Origin of the sequence: Kitasatospora sp. NBC_00039, assembly GCF_045160625.1 — a bacterium.
GTDB lineage: Bacteria > Actinomycetota > Actinomycetes > Streptomycetales > Streptomycetaceae > Kitasatospora.
Map to the genome: position 1 here is coordinate 150,015 of NZ_CP108290.1, position 22,306 is coordinate 172,320.

Consider the following 22,306-nt stretch of genomic DNA (forward strand, 5'->3'; position numbering starts at 1 on the left):
CGGTCCTTCCCCTGTCGTTCGCGCTGACCTTCTACAGCTGTAGAGGGAGAGTACTCGCACTTACTACGGGTGTAGAAAGGGGGGATGCAGGAAGCTGAGGCAGACGGGCAGAAGCAGCCGGACGGGCGTGGGCCGAATGAACGCGGCCCCGCCGGGCACGCGGCGCGCGGGGCGGTAACGCGTGGTTCGGCAATGCACGGTTCGGCAGGGCACGGTTCGGCGACGCGAGGGGCCGACCGGCGGACCCTGCTGGCGGACGCGGCCATCGGCGTCCTCGCCGACGCGGGCATGCGCGGGCTGACCCATCGGGCGGTGGACGCGGCGGCCGGCCTGCCGGTCGGCACCACCTCGGCGTACCTGCGGACCAGGCAGGCGCTGCTCACCGCCCTCGTCCGGCGCCTGGTCGAGCTGGACCAGGGCGAGCTCCAGGCGATGGGCGAGCAGGTGCCGACGCCGCGTTCGGCCACCGAGCTGGCCGAGGGCATCGCCCTGCTGGCCGAGCGCCGGCTGACGGGCGAAGGGCGGCGGCGCTCGCTCGCGCGCTACGCCTGTGCGGTGGAGAGCGTGCGTGATCCCGAACTGCGCGAGATTCTCGTCCCGCGCGAGAACGCGGGCCACGCGGCCGTCCGCAGCTTCATCGCAGCCCAGGGCGTCGCGGACCCGGCGGCACGCACCCTCACACTGCTGGCCTGCGTGGACGGCCTGGTCTTCGACCGGCTGGTCGGCGGCGGGACCCTACGGGCGGACGAGATCCAGGGCCTGGTCGCGGCGGCCCTGCGCGGGGCGGACGGCGCGGATGGCTTGGACGTCTCGGGCGGCGCGGACGCCTGACCCCCGTGGCGCAGCTGGGGCGCCGGTCGGTCGCACACGCCGTGGTGGCCGAGCACCAGCGGCGTGGGTCCGAGTCGCTGTCGGAGGGGCGGTTCGGGAGCCTGATTCGGGCCACCGGTGCCGGGCGTACGGGATGAACGAGAGTCCTGCCTGGCGGACCGTCAGCTCGGCCCGCGGGCGAATGGCGCGTCGGCCTCGGCCGCCTCTGATGCCATGCGAGGCATGGTCCCACGTGCCGGTGATCGGACCCCGGACCACCCATCGCACGGTGATCACCTCTGCTGATGTGAAAGAAATTGCCCTAGCCTGCGCGTTTCACTTCGGGGCGCGTCCGGATCATGACCAGAAAAGCGAAAGTGCCTTCTGAACTGGGACGATGAGGCTTGTCTAAGGTCTCCGTCGTACCAGTAGGAAGGCACTTTCTGCGTGCACACTACCCGGTCACGCCCCAAGCTCGTCGTCAGCGCCGACGGGCACGGGGTCGTCAGCCACGCCGGATCGCGCCTGCTGGCGGATCTGGCCGATGCCACCACACTGACCAGCACCTTCTCCGAGGCACTGCGGCGGCTGCGGCCACGCGGCACCGGGCACGCTCCCGGCCGCGTCGCGGTGGACCTGGCGGTGATGCTCGCCGACGGCGGCGAGGCGATCCGGGACCTGGCCCTTCTGCGCGACCAGCAGCAGGTGTTCGGCCCCGTCGCCTCCATCCCCACCGCCTGGCGCGTCCTGGCAGGCATCGACACCCAAGCCCTAAAGGCGCTGCGAGCCGCCCGCGCCGCTGCCCGCGAGGTCGCCTGGCTGCAGGCCGCCGAGACCAGGGACGGGATACCGTCGGCCCGAGTCGGAGGACGTCAACTGCCGGGCCTGGTCCTGGACATCGACGCCACCCTGGTCACCTGCCACTCCGAGAAGGAACAGGCCGCCGCCACCTACAAACGCGGCTTCGGCTACCACCCGCTGCTCTGCTTCCTGGACAACACCGGCGAGGCCCTGGCCGGCCTCCTGCGACCGGGCAACGCCGGAGCGAACACCGCAGCCGACCACATCACGGTCATCGACCAGGCGCTCGCACAGATCCCCGATGCCCAGCGCCACGGCACCGAGATCCTCATCCGCGCCGACAGCGCGGGTGGCGCCAAGGCGTTCCTGACCCACGTGCGCGCCCTCAGACAGCGCGGCATCCAGACCACCTTCTCCGTCGGACACGCCGTCACCGCCGAGTTCCGCAAGGCCATCCGCGCCCTGCCCGAGCAGGTCTGGCACCCCGCCCTGGAACAGGACGGCTCCCTTCGCACCGGGGCCGAGGTCGCCGAACTGACCGGCCTGGTCGACCTCGCCGGCCACCCGGACGGCACCCGCGCCATCGTGCGGCGCGAGCGTCCCCACCCCGGAGCCCAGCTCTCGCTCTTCGACCAGGACGAAGGGATGCGCCACCAGGTCTTCCTCACCGACACGCCCGTCGCCGGCGGCGGCTCCCTGCAACACCTGGAGGTCCGCCACCGCGCCCACGCCAGGGTCGAGGACCACATCCGCTGCGGCAAGACCACCGGCTTCGGCCGCTTCCCCTCACGCCACTTCGCGATCAACGCGGCCTGGCTGGAGCTGTCCCTGACCGCCATCGACCTGCTCGTCTGGACCCGGACCCTGCTGCTGGACGGCGAGCTCGCCACCGCTGAGCCGAAGAAGCTCCGCTACCGGATCCTGCACACCGCGGCCCGGATCACCCGCGCCGCACGCCGCATCCGCCTACGGATCGCCTCCACCTGGCCCTGGCGCCACGAACTCGCCCTCGCCTTTGCCCGCCTCGCAGCACTACCCCGACCGGTGACCTGACCCGAAGACACCGCCGCTGACCGCCCACGACCCGAGGACCAAGGAGCACCCGACCACGCGTCGGGCCCCCGGCACGCCCACCCAGCCCCAAGCAGTCCAGCACCACCGCCCCGGAGATCAACCCGGCTCAGCCAGCCCCAACCGAAACGCGGAGGCTAGCCTTGCGGCCTCCCCTCATCGCCGGCCCCGGCGCCTTCGTCGATCTCGGCGGCGAACCCCGCGAGCAGGATGCGCAGCGTGCGGTGGAAGCGCTGCTCCGAGTCCAGGCCGGCGCCGGTGCCGAAGGCTTCGGCCAACTGCGGGAACACCGCCGGGTCCAGTGAGCGGAACTGCTCCGGATCGGGCTCCGTCCCCTCGTGGTGGGGGGTCTCGCCGACTTCCGCGAGGGTGTGGCCGAGCGTGAACGACGCCACGGCGTTGAGGACGTCCAGGGCGTCCGCGAGCGGAACCCGGTCGGCGCGCAGCGCGCCGACGCCGCGTTCCAGCAGGTGCAGCGCCGCCGGGGTGGCGGCCGGGCGGGTGGCCAGGACGGTGAGCATGGCCGGGTGGTCGAGCAGGATCCTGCGTAGGGCGGCGGCGAAGTCGCCCACCACCGTCGTCCACGGGCGCCCGGCGGGCTCGGTGAAGAGGTCGCCGGCGGACAGCTCGAGCAGACGCTCCACCATGCCGTCGAGCAGGGCGGCCTTGCTCGGCACGTAGTAGTAGAGCGTCATGCCCTCGACGCCGAGCGCCGCGCCGAGCTTGCGGTTGGAGAGGGCGGCGAGTCCGTGCTCGTCGACGAAGGCCAGGGCCGCGTCGATGACCTTCTCCCTGGTCAGGCCCGTCCTCGGGCGCCCGCGTCCACTCGCCATCAATGTGCTCCTCCGTACTGGGACTTGACATGTCTTGCGGTGCAAGAAAACAATAGCGGACGCCAGTTTCTTGCGCTGCAAGAAAAAGTTCGGGGAGGACGTCATGCAGCTCGTCAGTGTCATGGTGCGCAGGCTCAACGACGGGGTCGACTACGGGGAGTTCCGCAAGAGCTGGATTCCGGACGAGATCGTCCCGGGTGACCCGCGGACCCGGGTGATCACCGCCGCCGATGTGGAGGACCCGCAGAAGATCGTCACCATCGCGATCATCGAGGGCGACCACGGGCCCGAGTCGATCCAGGAGTGGATGGAACGGCTCGCCCCCGCCGAGGAGCGCCGCTTCGAGCGGATCAAGGACCTGGTTGGCCCGCCCACCCTGAACGCCGTCTACCAGGTGCTCGCCGAGGACGACCTCTCCAGGCCGATCGCCGAGTAGCGCGAGCGGGAGTGGGGCGGTCGGTGGCTGCAGGGGGCGGCCCGTGGGTCGGTCTTCTGGTTTCTCACGGCGCTCTCCCCTTCCAGGGGTTCGACCTCGCTCGGCGGTGATTCCGAGAAGGTGGCGGGACATTAACCGATGCCACTGACAATTCGTTCGGCCCGCAGGGTGTGAGGCGTTCCAGGGAAATGGCTTACAGTCACACTAATTCGTACAGGGATTCACAGGGCCAAACGTACATGCTAGCGTGCGGTTGCCAGCTTCTCAGAGTCGAGAAAGTGGGTCCTGTCATGCGTCAAGAATTCTCCCGGCGTGGATTTCTGGGTACCGCGGGAATGGCCGCCGCCGGGGCGTCCGCCGCTTCCCTCGGCCTGGCGGCCGGCGCCGGCCCGGCGGCCGCCGAGTCCGCCGAGGTGCCCGACGGGCAGTCGGTGCTCCCCGGCGACCCGCGGTACCAGACGCTCAGTCAGGGCTTCAATCAGCGGTGGAGCAGCACACCGGCCTACATCCGGCTGGTGGGCAACGATGCCGACGCCGTCGCGGCCGTGAAGACGGCGCTCGACAAGGGGTTGCGGCCGACGATCCGGGGCGGCGGGCACTGTTACGAGGGCTTCGTCGACAACGACAACGGCGTCATCCTCGACCTCAGTACCCTGCGCGGTGTCCGCGCGGCGACGGACAAGTACGGCGCGTCCACGTACTGCGTGGAGGGCGGCGCCACCAACTGGGATGTCTACACCACGCTCTTCCGCAAGTACGGAGTCACGCTGCCGGCCGGCTCGTGCTACTCGGTGGGGGCCGGCGGGCACATCTGCGGCGGCGGGTACGGGCTGCTCTCCCGGCGGCACGGGCTGACCGTCGACCATCTGGTCCAGGTCGACGTGGTCACCGTCCGCGGCGGCAAGGTGGAGGTGACCAGGGCGCACCGCGACGACCCGAAGGGCTCGGCCGAGAAAGACCTCTTCTGGGCGCACACCGGCGGTGGCGGGGGGAACTTCGGCGTGGTACTGCGCTACCACTTCCACCACGAGCTCCCGAAGCCACCGCCGAGGGTCTGGCTGAGCAGTGTCGCCTGGCCGTGGGACGAGCTGGTCAAGCAGCCGGCGGACTTCCGCCGGCTGGTGAACAACTTCGCCGCCTTCTTCGCCGAGCACAGCGGAAAGGGCGAATCGGCCTACCGGGGGTTGTTCGCCATCCTCAAACTCACGCATCGGACGAACGGGAACGTCGTCCTGTTCAGCCAGTGGGACGAGGACGATCCCGGGCCGCTGGAGCAATTCCTGGCCGCGATGGAGGACGGGATGAAAACCAAGGCAGCCGTGCAGACCTACAGCGCCGGCGGGCTGTTCCTCCCGTATCCGGACAAGAGCCGCCAGATGCCGTGGTTCCAGGCCACCATGACGCTCAACCCCTCGGGGGACAACCAGCGGGGCAAGTACAAGTCGGCCTACCACCGCAGGGCGTTCACCCCCGCACAGGTCGACAGCTTCTGGGAGTGGCTGACCAAGGACGTCCAGGGCGTCGACCTCACGCAGACGCTGGTCCAGGTCGATTCGTACGGCTGCAGGATCAACGAGCGAAGGCCCACCGAGGACGCCATCCCCCAGCGTGACTCGATCATGAAGCTCCAGTACCAGACCTACTGGACCGACCCCGCCCAGGACACCACTCACCTCGACTACCTGCGCGGCCTCTACCGGGCGGTGTACAAGGCGACCGGTGGCATCCCCGAGATCGACACCGACACCGACGGCGCCTATGTGAACTACCCCGACACCGACCTCGGCGTGGTCGGCCAGGCGAACCCGGCTTACCAGCGGCTGTACTACAAGCAGAACTACAGCCGCCTGCAGAGGGCGAAGAAGACCTGGGACGACAAGAACGTGTTCCACCACGCCCAGTCGATCACCCTGCCGTCCTGACCCGGCATGCAGTGCCACGCCAACCATCCGGAAGATAGATGATATCGGGGCGAATCGTGCGAGTAGAGGGGTCGGAGCAGGGTGCCACCCCGAGCGCGGCGGACCCGGCCGGACCTCCTCACAGCGCCGGCGCGGGTCCCTCGTGCCGTGCGCTGAGTTCTCAGGTATGCGCGCATCTGTGAGGGCGGACTCGGGCTGATGCTGACTTTTGCTGACCTGAGCTGATGGGAGGTCAGGTCTGATCGGCGTAGGGGTGGCTGTTCGCCCAGCAGCCGGCCGGAGAACCCGGGCAATGGACTGGGTACGTCCTGCGGCTTGCCTCTGCATGAGCATGCGCGGAAACGGCCTGGCCGGTGATCGGTACCAGGGCCCCGGGTTCACCCCAGGCGCCATCGACCAGGCCGTGGCCGCCGCCCAGGACGAACTGCGGATCGCGGAGCGGCACGCCGACGCCGGCGACGAGGGCGCCGTCGTCCGGGCCGCGGTCGTCTCTCAGGAGCGGCAGCGCATCCGCGGCGAGGCCGCCACCACCGGGCGCGAGACCTACGATCCGGACCGGAACCTCGCACTCCAGCGGGCCCAGCGCGCCCAGCGCACCGCCAGGACGTCGCCGACCGCACTCGCGATGCCGCCCTCCAGGCCCGGCAGACCGCCGACATCGCGCGACGCAACCTCGCCGGCCCCGCCGCCGACCCCTCTGCACCTCCCTCGCCCGCGCCGGGCTCCACAGGCTCACCGACGTCGACCACCAGGCCGTCCGGGACCTCCGCCCCACCGGGCTCTGTGGCCGGCACGTGATCGCGGGACCTCACAGCGGGCCCGGGTTCCGGTCGGCGGCTCGGGTGCGAACAGCAGGACACTTCCACGCCAGGCCGCCGCCACCGGCGCAGCGACGGGGGAGTGAGGGACACGCCTCATGCCCCCACGGGCCTGACGGCCGCCGCACACCAGTGGCCCCTTGCGGACGCACAGGGCCGGGCGTGGATCCGTCAACCAGCAAGTGCCGACGAGCCTTCGAAGTGGGAGCCTGGCCACAGGGGGTCTCCCGCCAGGTCGCCCGAGTCGGCGGCAAGGCCATCCACCCCGAGGAGCCCACACATGGCCAGCAACGCCGACAAAGCGCCGCCCGAAGCCGAGGTGTCCCGGCGGCCGTTAGTGACCGGCTGGACCGTCTTGGCCGCAGTACTGATGATCTTCGGTGGCGCCATGGCGATATTCGAGGGGATCGCCGCCATCGCCAAGGACGACCTGATCGTCGTCACCCACAACTACACCTACAAGATGAACACCACCGGCTGGGGATGGATCCACCTCATCCTGGGCGTACTCATCGTGCTGGTCGGCGTGGCCCTCTTCACCGGCGCCGTCTGGGCACGTGCCGTCGGTGTCGTCGTCGTCGGGCTCGGCACGATCGCCACCTTCCTCTGGCTGCCCTACTACCCGTTCTGGGCCATCGTGCTGATCGCCATCGACATCTTCATCATCTGGGCCCTCTGCGCCGGAACGACGGCGGGCTCGACGCGGTCACCGCGGCGGGGTCCGCGGCGGCCAGTGCGGCAGCTGCCGCCATGAGCACACTGACGACACCCGGCCGGGTTCTTGCCGGGTCCGAGGAGTCGCGGTCGGGGGGCGAGCGGCAGGGTGTCCGCGATCGTCGCGGAACCGGTCCCAGGGTGGCGGACGAGCGCTGCGGCCGGCCGGTCGGCGGTGGTGCCGATGTCCTCGTGCCGGCCCTCTGCCAGACCGCCCGTGTACAGCACGGGGTGTCGCTGTTCAAACGCCGTCCTGGCCCGTGGCCTGGGGACGCTCCCCGGGGCTCCCACCGACGGGCCGAGGATCCGATCGAGACCACCGTGCCGTCGAGATGGAGCAGCGCCTCCCGGTGGTGGCTTCGGCCCGGCCTTCTTTCACGGCGATCTGCAGGGCTGTGAAGTCGTCCTCGTTCTGGTCGGCGTAGGCTTCGGCGAAGTCCGCGCTGGCTTGGTCGAACCGGTCGGAGCGCCGAGGCAGGTGGCCAATGCGACCCGGTCGCCGGAGCGGGCGTGCGCTCGGGCCAGGGCCCAACCGCAGAGCCGCCCGTACGGCGCCATGCCCGAGGGGACCGTCGTCTCGATCGGTGCGGAGAGTTTCCAGTCATGACTGTAGCGGATAAGCGTGCTCGGCGCACGCTAATCTGGAGGGGTGAAGCACTCGACAGGACACGACATCGCCGACGCCCTCGCACTGCTCCTGCGGCGGAGCACCCGCGCACGCCTCTACGCCCGTTTGACCGAGGGGCTGGGGGAGGCGGTCGACGACCTCACCTATCCGGTCCTCAGCGGCCTGGCACGCACCGGCCCGTGCAGCGCCGCCGACCTGGGGCGCGAGGTCGGACTCGACCGCACCACCGTGACCCGCCGCGCCGACCGCCTCGAACGGGCCGGCCTCGTCGAGCGCCGGCCCGACCCGGCCGACGGCCGCGCCACCCTGCTCGCCCTCACCGACGACGGACGCACCGTCATCGCGGCGACCAGGCGGCAGCTGGCCCTGGGCATCGAGCACGCGCTGGCGGCCTGGCCGGAGGCCGATGCCCGGGACTTCGCCCGCCTCCTGCGCCGCTTCGTCGACGAGGGGCCCTTCGCCGCCGGCCACGACTGACCGTCACGGGCGGCACGGGCGGCACGGGCGGCACGGGCGGCAGGGGCGGCAGGGGCGTCACGGGCGGTACGGGTGGGCGGGTCTACCAGTTCACCCAGGGGAGGTTCCAGCCACCGAGTCCGTTGTCGGGGGAGACGGTCGTGGTGGACCGTCCGCCGTCCGTGGTCCCCCGACCGCCCGAGGTTCCGGACGTACCGGGCTGGGTCTCCCGGCTCGGCGCGGTTCCCGGCCACTACCAGTCGATCGAGATCACGGTGCAGGGCACCGGCAGGGACACCGTGGTGCTGTCGGGCCTCAATGTCCGGATCGCCCGGATCGCGGCCCCCCTCGCCTGGAACGCCTACTCCATGGGGGAGGGCTGCGGCGGAGGAGTCGGCGTCCACTCCTACGACCTCGATCTGGACGCGGCCCGCCCCCGTCCGGTCGTGACCCAGGGCAGTACCGGCCTGCCGGTCAAGGTGAGCGAGGGCGACCCGGAGGTCATCGAGGTCACCGCCGAGACGACCTCCCACGACGTGAGCTGGTACCTGGAACTGGAGCGGTCCAGCGGCAACCGGAAGAGGGTACTCCCCATCGGTCTCGGCCCGATCGGCGGACGGGCCTGGGAGCCGAGCCCGTTCCAGCGGTGACGGCGAAGCGGCGCCCGGCCCGGGACGCGGTCGGGCGACTTCGGCCCGCAGTCGGGCCCGCAGCCGTGCCCGGTGGCGTGCCCCCTGCCGCCGTGGGGCCGGGCACGGACCCGCGGTTCCCTGGCCACGGATGCGAAGCTTGAGTCTGTCCGGAGGTGTGCACGGTCTCCCGAGAACGGGGCAGGCTCCCGGGGAACCACCGGTTCGAGCGGGAGGTGGTCACGTGGACGGCAGCGTGTTCTGGTGGGTGGCCGCGGGAGTCGTCGCGGCCAGCCTGGCGGTTGCGGCCGTCCTGGTGGTCAAGCTGGTCCGGACCAGGAAGCTGCTGGTGGCCTCCGGCATCCCGATGTCGACCAAGGTGCTGTTCTGGGCGTCCATCGTCTACCTGGTCAGTCCCGTGGACCTTCTGCCCGACCCGGTCCTGTTGGACGACATCGCGTTCCTCCTCGTGGCCCTGCGCTCGCTGACCAAGGCCGGCGCCAGGCTGGGCATCGGGCCCGCCGGGCACCGGACGGGTGGGCCCGAAGCCCCGTAGCGGCCGGAGCACGTGTGCGGTGCGGCACGTAGTCCACGACGGGCCCTCACTCCTGGACGGCCTGCCGGCGGCGGTGGAAGCCGCATTGAAGGGCTACGGACGAGAGCGCACCACGCAAGAAGCAGGACGCGCCCGTCAACTGGCTCTGGTCGCAGCGGTCGGTGACGGTGACGGCGGCCGGTGTCAGCGGGGCACGGTGCTGGGCAGCACGTTCGGCTGCGGCGGGACGGTCATCGGGGGCGGCGTGATCACCGGACCGAGGGGGTGGCAGGATCCGTCCCAGGTCGGCGGGAGGTATCCGGGCGGGCAGTCGGCCGGCCGCGGCGGCAGCGTCGGCTCGGGCCTGGGCGGAATTGTCCAGCCGTTCGGCAGATCCGGGCCGGCCTTCGCCGACGCACGAGGCGAAGGCTTGGCCGCGGCGGGCGAGTTGGTGGGCGCGGCGGAGGCTCGCCCCTGCGCGGCGGTCGCCCGTCCGGCCGCGGGAGGGGTGGGTGCGGGCGGCGCCGGGCTCGAGGGAGCCCCGGTCGGCGACGCGTCCTCGACGGCGGACGCGGTCGGCGACGGCTCCTGCGGCAGAACGGACTCCGACGGCGAGGGGCTCGCCGGAAAGGACGGGGCCGGGGCCGGTGGCGTAGGTGACGAGAGGTCGGCCGGGGCACCGCTCGGCGCGCTGTCGTGTCCGTACGTGAGGATCAGTCCACCGGTGCCCGCCAGTCCCAGCAGGCACGCCCCGGCGGCGATGCCGACGACGATCCTACGGCGCCGTGCCGGCACCTGCGCCTGCTCCTCGGCTCCGCTGTGCTGCATCCTGCCCCGTCCTGTCCGCCTTGATCCACTGTTCGAGCTCCGCGGATGCTAGCAGCGGGCCCGCCCGGGACCGGCGGCCGGGCCAGCCGACGGGCGGCGGCTCGACCGGGCCTCACGCAGAGTGGCGGTCGGGGACATGCTGGTCGTCGCACAGGCCGGTCCGGCAGCACAGGGGAGTCGGGCCTCGGTTCTGCGCTCCGCGCTGACCAGCGCATCGAACCGTTGCGTAAGACCTGGGACGCTCAACGCCGCCGAACCCGGCTCGAACGCACGCGGCTGGACATCCTGATCGCCGAGGCCGAGGATCCGTTCCAGGAGGGCGGATGGCTGGACATCGCAGCGCTCAGGCGCGAGCTGCGCGGTCGCGACCGGCGCGTTGGTGCGGAGGAGGTTGCCGAGGCCTTGGTCTTCCTGGCCTCGCCTCGCGTCGGCGTCATCGAAGCGCCCGCTCACGGTTACCGGGCGCCTGCGTCGGTCGACGCTGCCCTCCAGCGTGTACAGGTGCTCGCTGGGCAATGGGCGGCTGAGTCCCACGAGGGGTGACATCCTCCACCGGCTACAGGGTCGGTAAGACGGGTGCCCGGTGAGAAGGGTGATTGTCGCCCGGGTGCTTGCGGCGATCGCCCGCGACCCCGGCGTCAGGCTTCGCGACATCGCACTAGAGGTCCAGCTGACGGAACGCGCCGTGCAGGCGATCGTCGCGGACCTCGAACAGGCGGGCTACCTCGCCCGCACCCGCACCGGCCGCCGCAACCACTACCGCATCGCCTCCGGCACCTGGCTGAGGCCCTGCCCGAGGCCGGGCTCAGTGTGAGCGCACTGCTCGACCTGCTGGCACCGACCTGCAACAAGGCCGACCAGGAGCGCGGCGAGGTCCTGGCTCACAGGAGTGGCGGGGGTGGTGGCCCCGAGCCCGCCCGCGGGTCTGACTGATCCCTCCAGCGGATGGGCGGTCGCCAGGCCCTGAATCCTGCACGATCCGACACGGGCCCCGTTCGTCGAGGGCGGCCCGGACGGTCGCATCTTCTCGGAGGGTCCATGGCATGAACCCGCGCGCCCGACGGCCCTGGAGGCCGTTCAGCCCGCGGGTTCGGTGGCGCCCGAAGTCCGGGGCTTTCGCCGTCCGGCGGGCGCGGCGAGCTGCGCTGCAGTGGCTCAGCTGTCCAGGCGACGCTTGCAGAGCCATGCGACCATCTCGGGGTCGTGGTGGTCGAAGAACAGCGTGGCGCCGGTGTCGAGAGCTGCGATGCGGGCCATCTCGTCGTCGCTGAGCTCGAAGTCGAAGACGTCGATGTTCTGTGCCATCCGGTCGGGGTCGACCGACTTGGGGATGGTGACGATGTCGCGCTGGATGAGCCAGCGGAGCACGACCTGGGCCACGGACTTGCCGTGCGCCGCGCCGATCGTGCCGAGGGCGGGGTGGGTGAACAGGTCGTTCTTGCCTTCGGCGAAGCCGCCCCATGCCTGGTGCTGGACTCCGTGCTCGCGCATGAGGTCGTGGTCGGGGTTGCGCTGGAAGAAGGGGTGGGTCTCGATCTGGTTGACCTGCGGGGTGATCCCGTTGTTGAGGACCAGGTCCAGGAGGCGGTCGGGGTAGAAGTTGGCGACGCCGATCGCCTTGGCCAGGCCCTCACGGTTGGCGGTCTCCATGGCGCGCCATTGGCCGTACACGTCGCCGAAGGGCTGGTGCATCAGGTACAGGTCGACGTGGTCCAGGCCGAGCTTGGCCAGCGAGGTTTCCAGGGCGCGGCGGGTGTTGTCCTGGGCCGGCGCGTCCTGGACCCAGAGCTTGGTGGTGACGAACAGCTCCTGGCACGGGATGCCGCTGTTCTTGATGGCGTGGCCGACGGCCTCCTCGTTGCCGTAGGCGGCGGCGGTGTCCAGCAGCCGGTAGCCGGCGGCGAGGGCCTCGGAGACGGCCTGCTCGGTCTTGTCCGACGGGATCTGGTAGACGCCGAAGCCGAGGATCGGCGTCCGGACGCCGTTGTTCAGGGTGACGTGCTGCACGGGGGACTCTCCTGGAGGACCTGGTGGTCGGGAGGATGGCGGGTCAGTCGGTGGCTCCGGCGACCGAGGTCAGGATGCCGGCGGCGCTCACGGCGTCATGCTCCTTCAAGGACCGGGGCTCGGCATCCGGCCGCCGCGCGGACCAGACCGTCGCCACCCTGCGCGCCGAGGTCGGCCGCACGACAAGGCCCTCTCCGACCTCATCGGCGAGCTGTCCACCCGCGGTGACACCTTCCGCGAACGCTGGGCCCGGTACGACGTCCGCCATCACCGCGCCGGCGCGAAACGCCTCAACTGCCCTCTCGTCGGCGACCTCACCTTCACCTACGAGACCACCCGGCTCACCGCCGACGACGGTCTCTACCTCATCCTGTGCAGTGTCCCGCCCGGGAGCCGCGACGCCGACACCCTCGACCTCCTCGCCAGCTGGAACACCCCTCACCCCGCACAACAGCCCGACCGGTCCTGAGGCCGGTACCCCGCTGATTCGGACAGGGCTGTCCTGGTGCCGGCCGGCGAGCGGGGCAGCTTCGCGGGTGCGCGCCGGGGGCCGCGCCGACGTACCGGTCGGGGTGACCTCCACGCGGGCCGACGACGTCGTGCCTCGTTCGGCTTGCCGAGGTAGGCGGCATGGGTTGCGCTGGAGTCGTTGATCCGGGATGCGGAGTGCACGAGGGAAGGGCGTCATGACCGAGAGAAAGATCATTACGGTGGTCGGTGCGACCGGGTCCCAGGGCGGAGCCCTGACAAGAGCCATCCTGGCGGACCAGGGCAGTGGATTCACGGTCCGCGCCGTCACCCGCAAGCCCGACTCGGATCCCGCCCGGGAACTGGCGAGGGCCGGTGCCGAGGTGGTCCGGGCGGACCTGGACGACGAGGCGAGTCTCGGCCCGGCTTTCGAGGGCGCCTACGGCGCGTACCTCGTGACCAACTTCTGGGAACACATGTCCGCGGAACGCGAGAAGGCGCAGGCCGCCGCCCTCGCGACGGCCGCCGGGCACGCCGGGGTGCAGCACGCCGTCTGGTCGACCCTGGAAGACACCCGCGTGTGCATTCCGCTCGACGACGGGCGCATGCCCACCCTCCAGGGCTCGTACAACGTGCCGCACTTCGACGGCAAGGCGGAGGCCGATCACTACTTCACCGAGGCCGGAGTCCCGACGACGTTCCTGCGCACCACGTTCTACTGGGAGAACCTCCTCGGCGCCTTCGCCCCGCAGCGCGCTGAGGACGGCACTCTCCGGCTCTCGTTCCCGATGGGCACGAGCCGGCTCTCAGGCATCGCCGTTGCCGACATCGGCAAAACCGCGCTCGCCGTCCTCAAGCGTGGTACCGATCTCATCGGCGCCACCGTCAGCATCGCCGGCGAGCACCTGGGAGTCGGCGAGATGGCCGCGGCCATCACGGAGGCCGTCGGCGTCCCGGCCGAGTACCTGCCCATGACACCGGACGCCTTTCGTGCCCTGGGCTTTCCCGGCGCGGACGAGGCGGGGAACATGTTCCAGTACTACGCCGACTGCGAGGAGCAGTTCACCCTCGCACGCGACCTGGACGCCGTTCGCGAACTCAATCCCGAGTTGCAGGACTTCCGGACCTGGCTCGATGTCCACCGCGACGAGCTGCGCACTGCGTGGCAGTGAGAGGCGGCCAGGTGGAAGCCCATCGGCGGCAGGACCGCACGGTTCTGGGGCAGAGCGTCCTCGCGCCGACCGAAGACGAGCCTGACCGGCTGAGAAACTGCCGACCTGGACATCGTGGGCCGGTCCAACCATGAGCCGGGACCAGCCGTAACGGGCCGTCCGGCGGGCCGACCGCCACTTGCGGGCGGCCTGCCGACACCGCGGCCTGCCGTACGAAGGGATCACTCTCCGCGATCGTCCTGCTCGGCGACGACGCGGTCGAGCTCCTCCTTCAGGGAGTGGGCCCGGGCCCGCTCCGCACTGCCGGCGTCGATGATGTCGAGGAAGACCTGGTCGAAGGCGGGGCAAACCTCCCGCAGCTCTTGTTTGATCCGCACACACACCTCCTCCACCTCCTCGCTGTCCAGCCCCTCGCGCAGGTCGACGCGTGCCGCCAGCAGGGCCGAGTCGGCCCCGAGCCGCATCGTCAGCAGGGTCGTCACCGTGTCGATCTCCTCCTGCCCGGCCAGGAGCGCATGCGCCCGCTGCTGTAGACGTGGATCGACCGCCTGCCCCACGAGCAGGCTCTGGGCCTCGCGGCCGAGGCGGTACGCCACCGCGATGAGGAGCGCGCCGATGGCCAGCGCCGCAGCCGCCTCCCAGTCGGGGGAACCGGTGATCTGGTGGCCCGCGACGCCGCCGGCCGCGATCAGCACGCCGACCACCGCGGTGGAGTCCTCGGCGAGTACGGTCCGCACCGTGGGGTCGCCGGGCTGCCTGATCTGCCGCATGAGCGGAGATCCGTGTGCCCGGGCCTGCCGGCGCAGCTGGAAGACGGCCCGGGCGAGCGAGGAACCCTCCGCGAGCAGCGCCACGACCAGGACGATGTAGACCGCGAGGAACCTCTCGGGCTCCGACGGTGGCGACAGCCAGGTGTGCAGACCCTGGTAGAAGGAGAAGCAGCCGCCGGTCACGAAGATGCCGACTGCGGCCAGCAGGGACCAGAAGAATCGTTCCTTGCCGTAACCGAACGGGTGGCGGGCGTCGGCCCGGCGCCGACTGCGGCTCAACGAGGCGAGCAGGAACACTTCGTTGATGCTGTCGGCGACCGAGTGCGCGGCCTCGGCGAGCAGCGCGGGCGAGGGCGCGACCGTCCCTGCCACCACCTTCGCCGCAGCGATCACCACGTTGGCCAGCAACGCCACGACGACCGTGCCCCGGGTCTCGCGGTCGGTTCGGGCGCGCCTGCCCCCCGGCGGGGAGCGGACGGCTCCGTCGCCCGGAGTCATCCTGCGCCTCGCGCACGGTGGGCCGGCACGGGCGGCTCACGACTGGTGGGTCTCACACCGGGCGGATGCCCGATCGCCTTCGGATTACGCATGATCAGCAGGAGTCTCGAGTGACTGCCCGATTTCGGTCCCGCCGGAGCGGCGAGTCCCTGAGTGATGACCACAGAGCGCTACCACCGATGACGGGACAGAGTCGTTCTTTTGCAGACCCCCCGGAACGAGGACTGTGTCATAGGGCGGGCCGGGTGTAGCGCGGGTCCTGGTTGCCGAGGTAGACCACGGTCATGGTGAGCCGGACCGGCTGAGCGGTCGGGTTTCGGTACACGTGGGCCCGGTCGCCCCGGATGCGTACCGACCCGCCTTCCGGGACGTGGAACGAGGCTCCGCCGACCTCGACGTCGAGTTGTCCCTGATGCAGGTGGATCAACTCGCGAGTGCCGGTGGGATGGGCGTGTGAGCTGATCTCGTCGTTCGGCGCGATGACGAAATCCCACAGTTCGACGAACGGCGCTTGGCCGTCGTTGATGAGCAGCCTCGCCTCGCTGGCACGTCCGGCTCGCCGGACGTCGATGTCGGCGGCGGTCGTCACGTGGCCGAGATCGTCGGGCGGTTCGACGAGCTGTCCGATGGAGATCCCGAGTGTGACGCAGATGCGGGCGACCGTCGCGATGCTGGGATTGGTCTGCCCGGTCTCGATCTGCTGGAGCATGCCGCGGCTGACTCCGCTGCGAGAGGCGAGGTCTTCCAGGCGCCAGCCGCGCTCTCTTCTACCTGCCCGCAGATTCGCCGCCAACGTCGCGCTGACTGCCTCTGCCGGATCTGTTGACACCGCACTGCCTCCGCGACCAGGATATTGCATCTGAGTTCCGAGATAATGTACCCGAGAGGAGTCGAGCATGACGAGCCAGAACCCAGCCGCTCACCCGGATGTCCAGTTCTGTCTGGAGGGGGTCGGGGTGGCCGAGCCCAGTTGGAAGACGCTCATCGTCACCGCGACAGCCGACAGCCCTGCCGACCCGCAGGACGTCTGGGCGCTCTGGAGCGACCTGGGCAGCTGGCCGTCCTGGTCGCCGTTGCACGAGGGCGCCGAATGGACCGGACCGCCCGGATTCGCGGCGGGTGCGACCTTCGACCAGACTCTCCGCCTCGGTTTTCCCGCCGGAACCACCACCGACCACGTCACCGTCGGCATCGCCGAGTCCGCTCGTCGCGTCTCCTGGTCCGGCGATGTCAACGGGGTGCGCTCCTGCCATCTGTGGACCTTCAACGCGAGGGTTGGAGGGGGAACCCGAATCGGCAATACCGAGGTGTTCGACGGCACGGTCATCGGCCTGACCAAGCCGATGATCGCCCCACGCTGGCGACGCCAGTTCCAGCAAGCCGTCGACACACTCGCGAGCAGGGCGGCGCAAGCCCGCCGTTGAGAGCGCTGCTGCCGACGCTGACCGCGTCGCTGCTGCTGTGGCTGCGGCGCGGCGTGACCTGAGCCGCGGGCCGAGAGCAGCCGAGTCCGTCACTTGACCGGATGGAAGGCCGGATTCCGGAGCCAGGCGGCCAGGAAGCACGTCACAATCGGGCGGTCCCGGTTCCGGAACGGGGTGCGTGGGGACAGGACGAGCAGAGTGACCGCGCCTGACCGCTCCGGATGACAGTGCGTCATGATGCTGGCATGTCAGATGAACGGACCACCCCACGCGCCATCGCCGACAGCTACCTCGACCAGGTCGCAGCGCACGACCCGCTGGAATCCGCATGGCTGGGCCTGCACCCCGGCGACGACCGGCAGCCGGACCTCTCGCCGGAGGGCTTCGAGGCCCACGCCGAGATCGCACGCCGTGCCCTCGCCGCACTCGACGCCGCCCCGGTGACGGCCGATCCCGCCGAGCTGGCCTGCGCCAGGCTGCTGCGGGAGCGACTCACCGCCGAACTCGCCGTCCAGGACGCCGGTGACAACTACCGCCAGCTGCGGGCGATCGGCGCCCACGTCCACCAGGTCCGGGACATCTTCACCTTCATGCCCACCGCCACCGACGAGGACTGGGCGGCCGTGGCCGGGCGACTGCGTAATCTCCCCGGCGCACTGGACGGTTACCGGGCCACCCTCACCAAGGGGATCTCCCGCGACCTGCTCGCGGCCCCGCGCCAGGTGGACGTGGTCATCGGCCAGCTCACCGCCTGGACCGGAGGAACGGTCGACCGGGCGGCCGGACCGCAGGCGGGCGCCGGCGCCGGCTGGTTCGCCGGCTTCGTCGCGGGCGGTCCCGAATCGCTCCGCGCCGAACTGGACGCCGCCGCCCTGCGAGCCACCGCCGCGGTCGCGGAGTTCCGGGACTGGATGCGGGACACCTACGCCCCCGCCGCCGCCGGCACGCCGGACGCCGTCGGCCCCGAGCGCTACCTGCGTGCCGCCCGCTACAACACCGGCGCCGACCTCGACCTGGAGGAGGCGTACGACTGGGCCTGGAGCGAGTTCCACGGGACGCTCGCCGACATGCGGGCCGCGGCCGCCGGCGTCCTGCCCGGCTCGACTCCGCTGGAGGCCATGCACCACCTGGAGCGGCGCGGCCACGCGGTCAAGGGTGAGGAGGGCATCCGCGACTGGCTGCAGCAGCTCATGGACGGGGCGATCGATGCCCTCGACGGCCGCCACTTCGACATCACCGGACCGATACGCAAGGTCGAGTCCCTGATCGCGCCCGCGGGCAGCGTCGGAGGGCCCTACTACTCGGGCCCCAGCCTCGACTTCAGCCGCCCCGGCCGGACCTACCTGCCCACACTCGGCCGGGAGTCCTTCCCGACCTGGCAGCTCGTCAGCACCTGGTACCACGAGGGCGTGCCAGGCCACCACCTGCAGCTCGCCCAGTGGGTCGCCGTGGCCGACCGGCTGAGCCGCTACCAGGCCACGCTGGGCATCGTCAGCGCCAACATCGAGGGCTGGGCACTGTACGCCGAGCGGCTCATGGACGACCTGGGGTTCTTCGCCGAACCCGGCTACCGCATGGGCTTCCTGGACGAGCAGATGCTGCGGACCATCCGGGTGATCATCGACATCGGGATGCACCTGCGGCTCGCCATCCCCGCCGACTCCGGCTTCCATCCCGGCGAGCGCTGGACCCCGGCCCTGGCCACGGAGTTCATGGCCACCTACAACGGCGCCTCGGCCGAGGAGCGGTGCGGCCAGATCGACCGCTACCTGGGCTGGCCGGGCCAGGCCATCGGGTACAAGCTCGGCGAACGCGCCTGGCTGGCAGGCCGCGAAGCCGCCCGGCGGCGCCAGGGCCCCTCCTTCGACCTCAAGACCTGGCACATGAAGGCCCTCTCCCAGGGCTCCCTGGGCCTGGACGATCTGGTCGGCAACCTCTCGGCGCTGTAGGTCCCGACAGCGTCGGACGAGCCGCGCACCGCCGAACCGCGCTGTCCTGGCGGGGCGAGGAGCCCCCCAGGGCAGCGCCCCGATGTGAGGTCCAGTGTCGTTGGGGCGCCCGCCCTACCACGACCACGCTGAGACACGTGACCGCTGTGAGAGGGTGACATATGAGTCTTCGTCCGGGGCTTCTTTCTGTTGTTGCGTCAGCTGGTGGTCGCACTGTGGTCACCGGGCCACATCGACCAGGGCGCTGATGGTTCTTCTGTTGCTCTCTGCTGATACGCGGGCAGTTGCCGGTGTGGGCGTGGGCGCTGGCGCCAGGGGCGCTGGGCGCGGCAGGCGGGGTGTCCGAGTACTGCGCGGGCGGCGGCTGGGGCGGGCGTGGTGGCGCCCGTGAAGGTCGCGGAGTGGCGCGAGTTGATCGGCGGCTGACGGGCGGCCGTTCGGCGCAACATTTCGCGCGGCCCGATGCGTGACTACTGGTGGCGCCGGTACGACGGCGCCGGGAATCGGGGCAGGGGGCCGGGATCGGATGTCACCGGAACGTGAGAGTCAGTTCGACGAGTTCGTCGCGGCGCGCTACGCGGCGCTGCGCCGTACGGCGTATCTGCTGTGCGGTGACTGGCACCGGGCCGAGGACCTGGTGCAGGCCACGCTGATCAAGCTGTACGCGCGGTGGTCCCGCCTTCGGGACCCGCAGTCCGCGGCGGGCTACGCCCGTACCACGCTGACCCGCACCTACATCGACGGCCGGCGCCGGCGTTCCAGCGGTGAACTCACCGGCCTGGACCTGCCGGAGCAGGCCGCGGCCGGGCCGGACAGCGACCGACGGCTCGCCCTGCTGGCGGCGCTTGCCCAGGTGTCGCCCCGCTACCGGGCCGTCCTGGTGCTGCGCTACTGGGAGGACCAGAGCATCGAGGAGACCTCGGCGATCCTCGGCGTGAGCACCGGAGCCGTGCGCTCCGACGCACACCGGGGCCTGGCCCAGCTGCGGGCGATCCTCGGGGAGTCGCTCAGCGAGATCGCCGCAATCTGACGCGGGGAGAGGAGAGAGGCATGACATCGCAGAACGACGCAGAGCAGGTCCACCGGATGACCGCCGCCCTGTTCCAGGAGGTGTTGGCGCAGCCGGAGCCGGCCCCGCCGCAGGTGCTGGACGAGGTGCGGAGAGGCGGTCGCAGGTTGCGCCGCAGGAGGCGGCTGGCGGTCGGGGCGGGCGCGCTGGCCGTGCTGGCGCTGTGCGGGACGGGCGCGGTGGTAGCGGTGGGGTCGCGCCCGACGTCGGTGGGGCCGGCGGCCGGGGGCGCGGGCGGGCCGGTGCGCCAGGACGGCATGGACCAGTTCGACAAGTTGCACGACCGGATGCTCGCCGCGCTGCGGGCGAGTCTTCCGGCGGGCTACGTGAACGTCGTCGACGGCAGTGGCCCGACCACTTTCGAGCTGGTCCGCGAGGACGGAGGCACCGTGGCGGTCGCGGCCGTCATGGGCAACCCACTCCCGGCCGGGACGTACCCGCGCAGCCCCTGCGACGCGGCCGGGCCTGCCGGGCAGGCGTACTTCGTGGACTGCCGGTCGGTCACCCTCCCGGACGGCGCGACCGGCTGGCTGAGCAAGGGCACCACGAACCCGGTCACCGGCGTCACGCTGGCCACCCCGCAGGGAAGGGTGTTCGGACTCGGCGGTGTTCCCAGCGGCGGCGGCCACGACGTCGGCCCGGCCCCACTGGACGACCTCGAAGCCCTCGTCCGCGCCCCTCAGGTGGCCGCAGTGCTCCAGGGTGTCCCGATGGACGCGCCGAGCTGAGCCGCGGCACGGGTACTCCGTACCCGGCACCACTGGGTGACCCGGGTCTCCAACCGCCCGAAGGAGACGATGGCGTGACGACCGAACCGATCCCCACCGCGCGGACCGCCGAGGCCGCGGTAGTGCGCCAGCAGGTACTCGTGCTGTACCTGGCCGACTCCCGGCTGGACTCCGAGGTGGTCGGCTGGACGCCTACGACGGCACCGGCCGCACCTCGCCCACCACCGGCGACAGTGACGAACCGCCCTCGCCCTGGTGTACGTGTTCAGTGCGCTGTGCGCGGCGGTCGCCGGACTGATGGTCTCCTCGAACGTCTCGGCGGCGGACGGCAACAACGCCGGGCTGTGGATCGAACTCGACGCCATCCTCGCGGTCGTGATCGGCGGGACCTCGCTCAACGGCGGCCGGTTCTCGATCGGCGGCACCGTCCTGGGCGCGCTGATCATCCAGACCCTCTCCACCACCGTCTACACCATCGGCATCCCGCCGGAGACCACGCTGGTCTTCAAGGCCTGCGTGGTCATCACGGTCTGCCTGATCCAGTCGCCGAACTTCCGTGCCAAGCTCGCCCGGCGCGACGCCGGTCGCCGGAGCGGTGTCCGGCCGAGTCCCGCCGCCGCCACGACCAACCGGGAGGTCGGCGCGTGAACGCCAACGCCCTGCTGACCAGAGTCCGCGAGCAGATCCCGCTGCTGGTCACCTCCGTCCTGCTGGTGTCGATGTTCACCGTCGGCTCGGTGCAGTACGACGGGTTCTTCTCCGGGCAGGTGCTGCTCAACCTGCTGATCGACAACGCCTTCCTGCTCGTGGTCGCGGTCGGGATGACCTTCGTCGTGCTGACCGGCGGCATCGACCTGTCGGTCGGTGCGGTGGTGGCGCTGTCCACCATGGTCTCCGCCTGGCTGGTGGAGCGGCACGGCTGGCCGCCGCTGGTGGTCATCCCGCTGGTGCTGCTGATGGGCACGGCCGGCGGTTGGGTGATGGGGTGGGTCATCCACACCTTCGAGATCCAGCCCTTCATCGTGACGCTGGCGGGCATGTTCCTGGCCCGCGGCCTGTGCTACACGATCAGCATCGAGTCGATCTCCATCACGGACCCGTCGTACACGGCGATGGCGCAGACCCGGATCCCGCTCGGTGACCTGTTCGTCTCGCCGAGTGTGCTGATCGCGCTGCTGGTGCTGGCAGCCGGGTTCGTCGTGCTGCACTACACCCGGCTCGGGCGGAACGTGTACGCGCTCGGCGGCAGCGAGCAGTCCGCTCTGCTGATGGGCCTGCCGGTGGGGCGGACCAAGACCACCGTGTACGCGATCAGCGGCTTCTGCTCGGCGCTCGGCGGTGTGCTGCTCACCTTCTACATGCTCTCCGGCTACGGCCTGCACGCGGTCGGCCTGGAACTGGACGCGATCGCCGCCGTGGTGATCGGCGGCACGCTGCTCACCGGCGGCTCCGGCTACCTGCTGGGCACCGTGCTGGGTGTGCTGGTGCTGGGCCTGATCCAGACCGTCATCAGCTTCCAGGGCACCCTCAGCTCATGGTGGACCAGGATCGTGATCGGCGGGCTGCTGTTCGTCTTCATCGTCCTCCAGCGCCTGAACACCGTCCGCCGTCGATAGGACACCACGCCACCCCGGCCGACCCGCCCCGGCCGTGCCGGGGAGGCGGACCGGCGCTCGGCCCGACCGCACCGGCGGTGCGCCGAGCATCGGGAGCCGGGTCGTGCCACCGGCATGACCCGGT

The 22,306-nt window shown here is 71.0% G+C and carries 23 protein-coding genes and 1 pseudogene; 18 read left to right on the forward strand and 6 right to left on the reverse strand.

Annotated elements, in window-relative coordinates; genetic code table 11:
• The first annotated feature begins 192 nt into the window (after positions 1-192).
• Both OG286_RS36895 and OG286_RS36900 read left to right on the forward strand, forming a co-directional pair.
• The gene (locus OG286_RS36895) at positions 193-831 is read left to right on the forward strand and encodes a TetR family transcriptional regulator C-terminal domain-containing protein (protein WP_331741273.1); all 639 of its coding nucleotides are present in this window, start codon (positions 193-195) and stop codon (positions 829-831) included.
• 426 nt (positions 832-1,257) lie between these two features.
• The gene (locus OG286_RS36900; protein ID WP_331741275.1) at positions 1,258-2,664 is read left to right on the forward strand and encodes an IS1380 family transposase; all 1,407 of its coding nucleotides are present in this window, start codon (positions 1,258-1,260) and stop codon (positions 2,662-2,664) included.
• Positions 2,665-2,819: 155 nt separating this feature from the next.
• Here OG286_RS36900 and OG286_RS36905 read toward each other — a convergent pair whose 3' ends face one another.
• Complete coding sequence (locus OG286_RS36905; RefSeq protein ID WP_331741277.1) at positions 2,820-3,515, reverse strand: TetR/AcrR family transcriptional regulator C-terminal domain-containing protein; 696 nt, start codon at positions 3,513-3,515, stop codon at positions 2,820-2,822.
• A gap of 103 nt (positions 3,516-3,618) precedes the next feature.
• Between OG286_RS36905 and OG286_RS36910 the strand changes: the two genes are divergently transcribed.
• From OG286_RS36910 to OG286_RS36920, 3 genes are all read left to right on the forward strand, one after another.
• Positions 3,619-3,951, forward strand: coding sequence for a hypothetical protein (locus OG286_RS36910; protein ID WP_331741279.1), 333 nt, complete (start codon positions 3,619-3,621; stop codon positions 3,949-3,951).
• A gap of 335 nt (positions 3,952-4,286) precedes the next feature.
• Complete coding sequence (locus OG286_RS36915; protein WP_405358708.1) at positions 4,287-5,873, forward strand: FAD-binding oxidoreductase; 1,587 nt, start codon at positions 4,287-4,289, stop codon at positions 5,871-5,873.
• Positions 5,874-6,971: 1,098 nt separating this feature from the next.
• The gene (locus tag OG286_RS36920) at positions 6,972-7,445 is read left to right on the forward strand and encodes a hypothetical protein (RefSeq protein WP_331741283.1); all 474 of its coding nucleotides are present in this window, start codon (positions 6,972-6,974) and stop codon (positions 7,443-7,445) included.
• A 335-nt stretch (positions 7,446-7,780) separates the two neighbouring features.
• Here the strand turns inward: OG286_RS36920 and OG286_RS36925 are convergent, their stop codons facing one another.
• Positions 7,781-8,023: a DUF2252 family protein gene (locus OG286_RS36925; RefSeq protein WP_405366114.1), complete on the reverse strand. Its 243-nt coding sequence runs from the start codon at positions 8,021-8,023 to the stop codon at positions 7,781-7,783.
• 31 nt (positions 8,024-8,054) lie between these two features.
• Here OG286_RS36925 and OG286_RS36930 point away from each other — a divergent pair, with 31 nt between their 5' ends.
• From OG286_RS36930 to OG286_RS36940, 3 genes are all read left to right on the forward strand, one after another.
• Positions 8,055-8,510 (forward strand): MarR family transcriptional regulator, encoded by a 456-nt coding sequence (locus tag OG286_RS36930; protein ID WP_331741284.1) that lies wholly within the window; start codon positions 8,055-8,057, stop codon positions 8,508-8,510.
• A 140-nt stretch (positions 8,511-8,650) separates the two neighbouring features.
• On the forward strand, positions 8,651-9,139 hold the full coding sequence (locus OG286_RS36935) for a hypothetical protein (RefSeq protein ID WP_331741285.1): 489 nt from the start codon (positions 8,651-8,653) through the stop codon (positions 9,137-9,139).
• A 223-nt stretch (positions 9,140-9,362) separates the two neighbouring features.
• A complete protein-coding gene (locus OG286_RS36940; protein WP_331741286.1) occupies positions 9,363-9,674 on the forward strand; it encodes a DUF1232 domain-containing protein in 312 nt (103 codons plus the stop codon).
• Between the two features lie 183 nt (positions 9,675-9,857).
• Here the strand turns inward: OG286_RS36940 and OG286_RS36945 are convergent, their stop codons facing one another.
• On the reverse strand, positions 9,858-10,481 hold the full coding sequence (locus OG286_RS36945; RefSeq protein WP_331741288.1) for a hypothetical protein: 624 nt from the start codon (positions 10,479-10,481) through the stop codon (positions 9,858-9,860).
• Positions 10,482-10,703: 222 nt separating this feature from the next.
• Here OG286_RS36945 and OG286_RS36950 point away from each other — a divergent pair, with 222 nt between their 5' ends.
• Positions 10,704-11,024 carry a hypothetical protein gene (locus OG286_RS36950; RefSeq protein ID WP_331741290.1) on the forward strand — a complete coding sequence of 107 codons (321 nt, stop codon included), beginning with the start codon at positions 10,704-10,706 and terminating at the stop codon, positions 11,022-11,024.
• Between the two features lie 64 nt (positions 11,025-11,088).
• Entirely contained in the window at positions 11,089-11,295 is a 207-nt protein-coding gene (locus OG286_RS36955; protein WP_405358707.1) for a MarR family transcriptional regulator, read from the forward strand.
• A gap of 341 nt (positions 11,296-11,636) precedes the next feature.
• On the opposite strand, the gene OG286_RS36960 is transcribed toward OG286_RS36955, so the two are convergent.
• Positions 11,637-12,488, reverse strand: a complete 852-nt coding sequence (locus tag OG286_RS36960; protein ID WP_331741291.1) for an aldo/keto reductase — start codon at positions 12,486-12,488, stop codon at positions 11,637-11,639.
• A 97-nt stretch (positions 12,489-12,585) separates the two neighbouring features.
• Here OG286_RS36960 and OG286_RS36965 point away from each other — a divergent pair, with 97 nt between their 5' ends.
• A complete protein-coding gene (locus OG286_RS36965; protein ID WP_331741293.1) occupies positions 12,586-12,957 on the forward strand; it encodes a hypothetical protein in 372 nt (123 codons plus the stop codon).
• 217 nt (positions 12,958-13,174) lie between these two features.
• Positions 13,175-14,128, forward strand: coding sequence for an NmrA/HSCARG family protein (locus OG286_RS36970; RefSeq protein WP_331741294.1), 954 nt, complete (start codon positions 13,175-13,177; stop codon positions 14,126-14,128).
• Between the two features lie 221 nt (positions 14,129-14,349).
• Here the strand turns inward: OG286_RS36970 and OG286_RS36975 are convergent, their stop codons facing one another.
• Both OG286_RS36975 and OG286_RS36980 read right to left on the reverse strand, forming a co-directional pair.
• The gene (locus OG286_RS36975; RefSeq protein ID WP_331741296.1) at positions 14,350-15,396 is read right to left on the reverse strand and encodes a cation diffusion facilitator family transporter; all 1,047 of its coding nucleotides are present in this window, start codon (positions 15,394-15,396) and stop codon (positions 14,350-14,352) included.
• 229 nt (positions 15,397-15,625) lie between these two features.
• Positions 15,626-16,294, reverse strand: coding sequence for an XRE family transcriptional regulator (locus OG286_RS36980; RefSeq protein WP_331741299.1), 669 nt, complete (start codon positions 16,292-16,294; stop codon positions 15,626-15,628).
• On the opposite strand from OG286_RS36980, the gene OG286_RS36985 reads away from it, so the two are divergent.
• The 6 genes and pseudogenes from OG286_RS36985 (at position 16,293) to yjfF (ending at position 22,182) form a co-directional block, all read left to right on the forward strand.
• Complete coding sequence (locus OG286_RS36985; protein WP_331741301.1) at positions 16,293-16,820, forward strand: SRPBCC family protein; 528 nt, start codon at positions 16,293-16,295, stop codon at positions 16,818-16,820. The two genes, OG286_RS36980 and OG286_RS36985, sit on opposite strands and share 2 nt — an antisense overlap.
• Positions 16,821-17,065: 245 nt before the next feature.
• Complete coding sequence (locus OG286_RS36990) at positions 17,066-18,769, forward strand: DUF885 domain-containing protein (protein WP_331741303.1); 1,704 nt, start codon at positions 17,066-17,068, stop codon at positions 18,767-18,769.
• A 526-nt stretch (positions 18,770-19,295) separates the two neighbouring features.
• The gene (locus OG286_RS36995) at positions 19,296-19,799 is read left to right on the forward strand and encodes a SigE family RNA polymerase sigma factor (RefSeq protein ID WP_331741306.1); all 504 of its coding nucleotides are present in this window, start codon (positions 19,296-19,298) and stop codon (positions 19,797-19,799) included.
• Positions 19,800-19,819: 20 nt separating this feature from the next.
• The gene (locus OG286_RS37000) at positions 19,820-20,566 is read left to right on the forward strand and encodes a hypothetical protein (protein WP_331741308.1); all 747 of its coding nucleotides are present in this window, start codon (positions 19,820-19,822) and stop codon (positions 20,564-20,566) included.
• Between the two features lie 252 nt (positions 20,567-20,818).
• Positions 20,819-21,214 (forward strand): annotated as a pseudogene (locus OG286_RS37005) (ABC transporter permease); the annotation flags it as partial.
• A gap of 71 nt (positions 21,215-21,285) precedes the next feature.
• Complete coding sequence (gene yjfF / locus OG286_RS37010; protein ID WP_405366115.1) at positions 21,286-22,182, forward strand: galactofuranose ABC transporter, permease protein YjfF; 897 nt, start codon at positions 21,286-21,288, stop codon at positions 22,180-22,182.
• Positions 22,183-22,306: the final 124 nt, after the last annotated feature.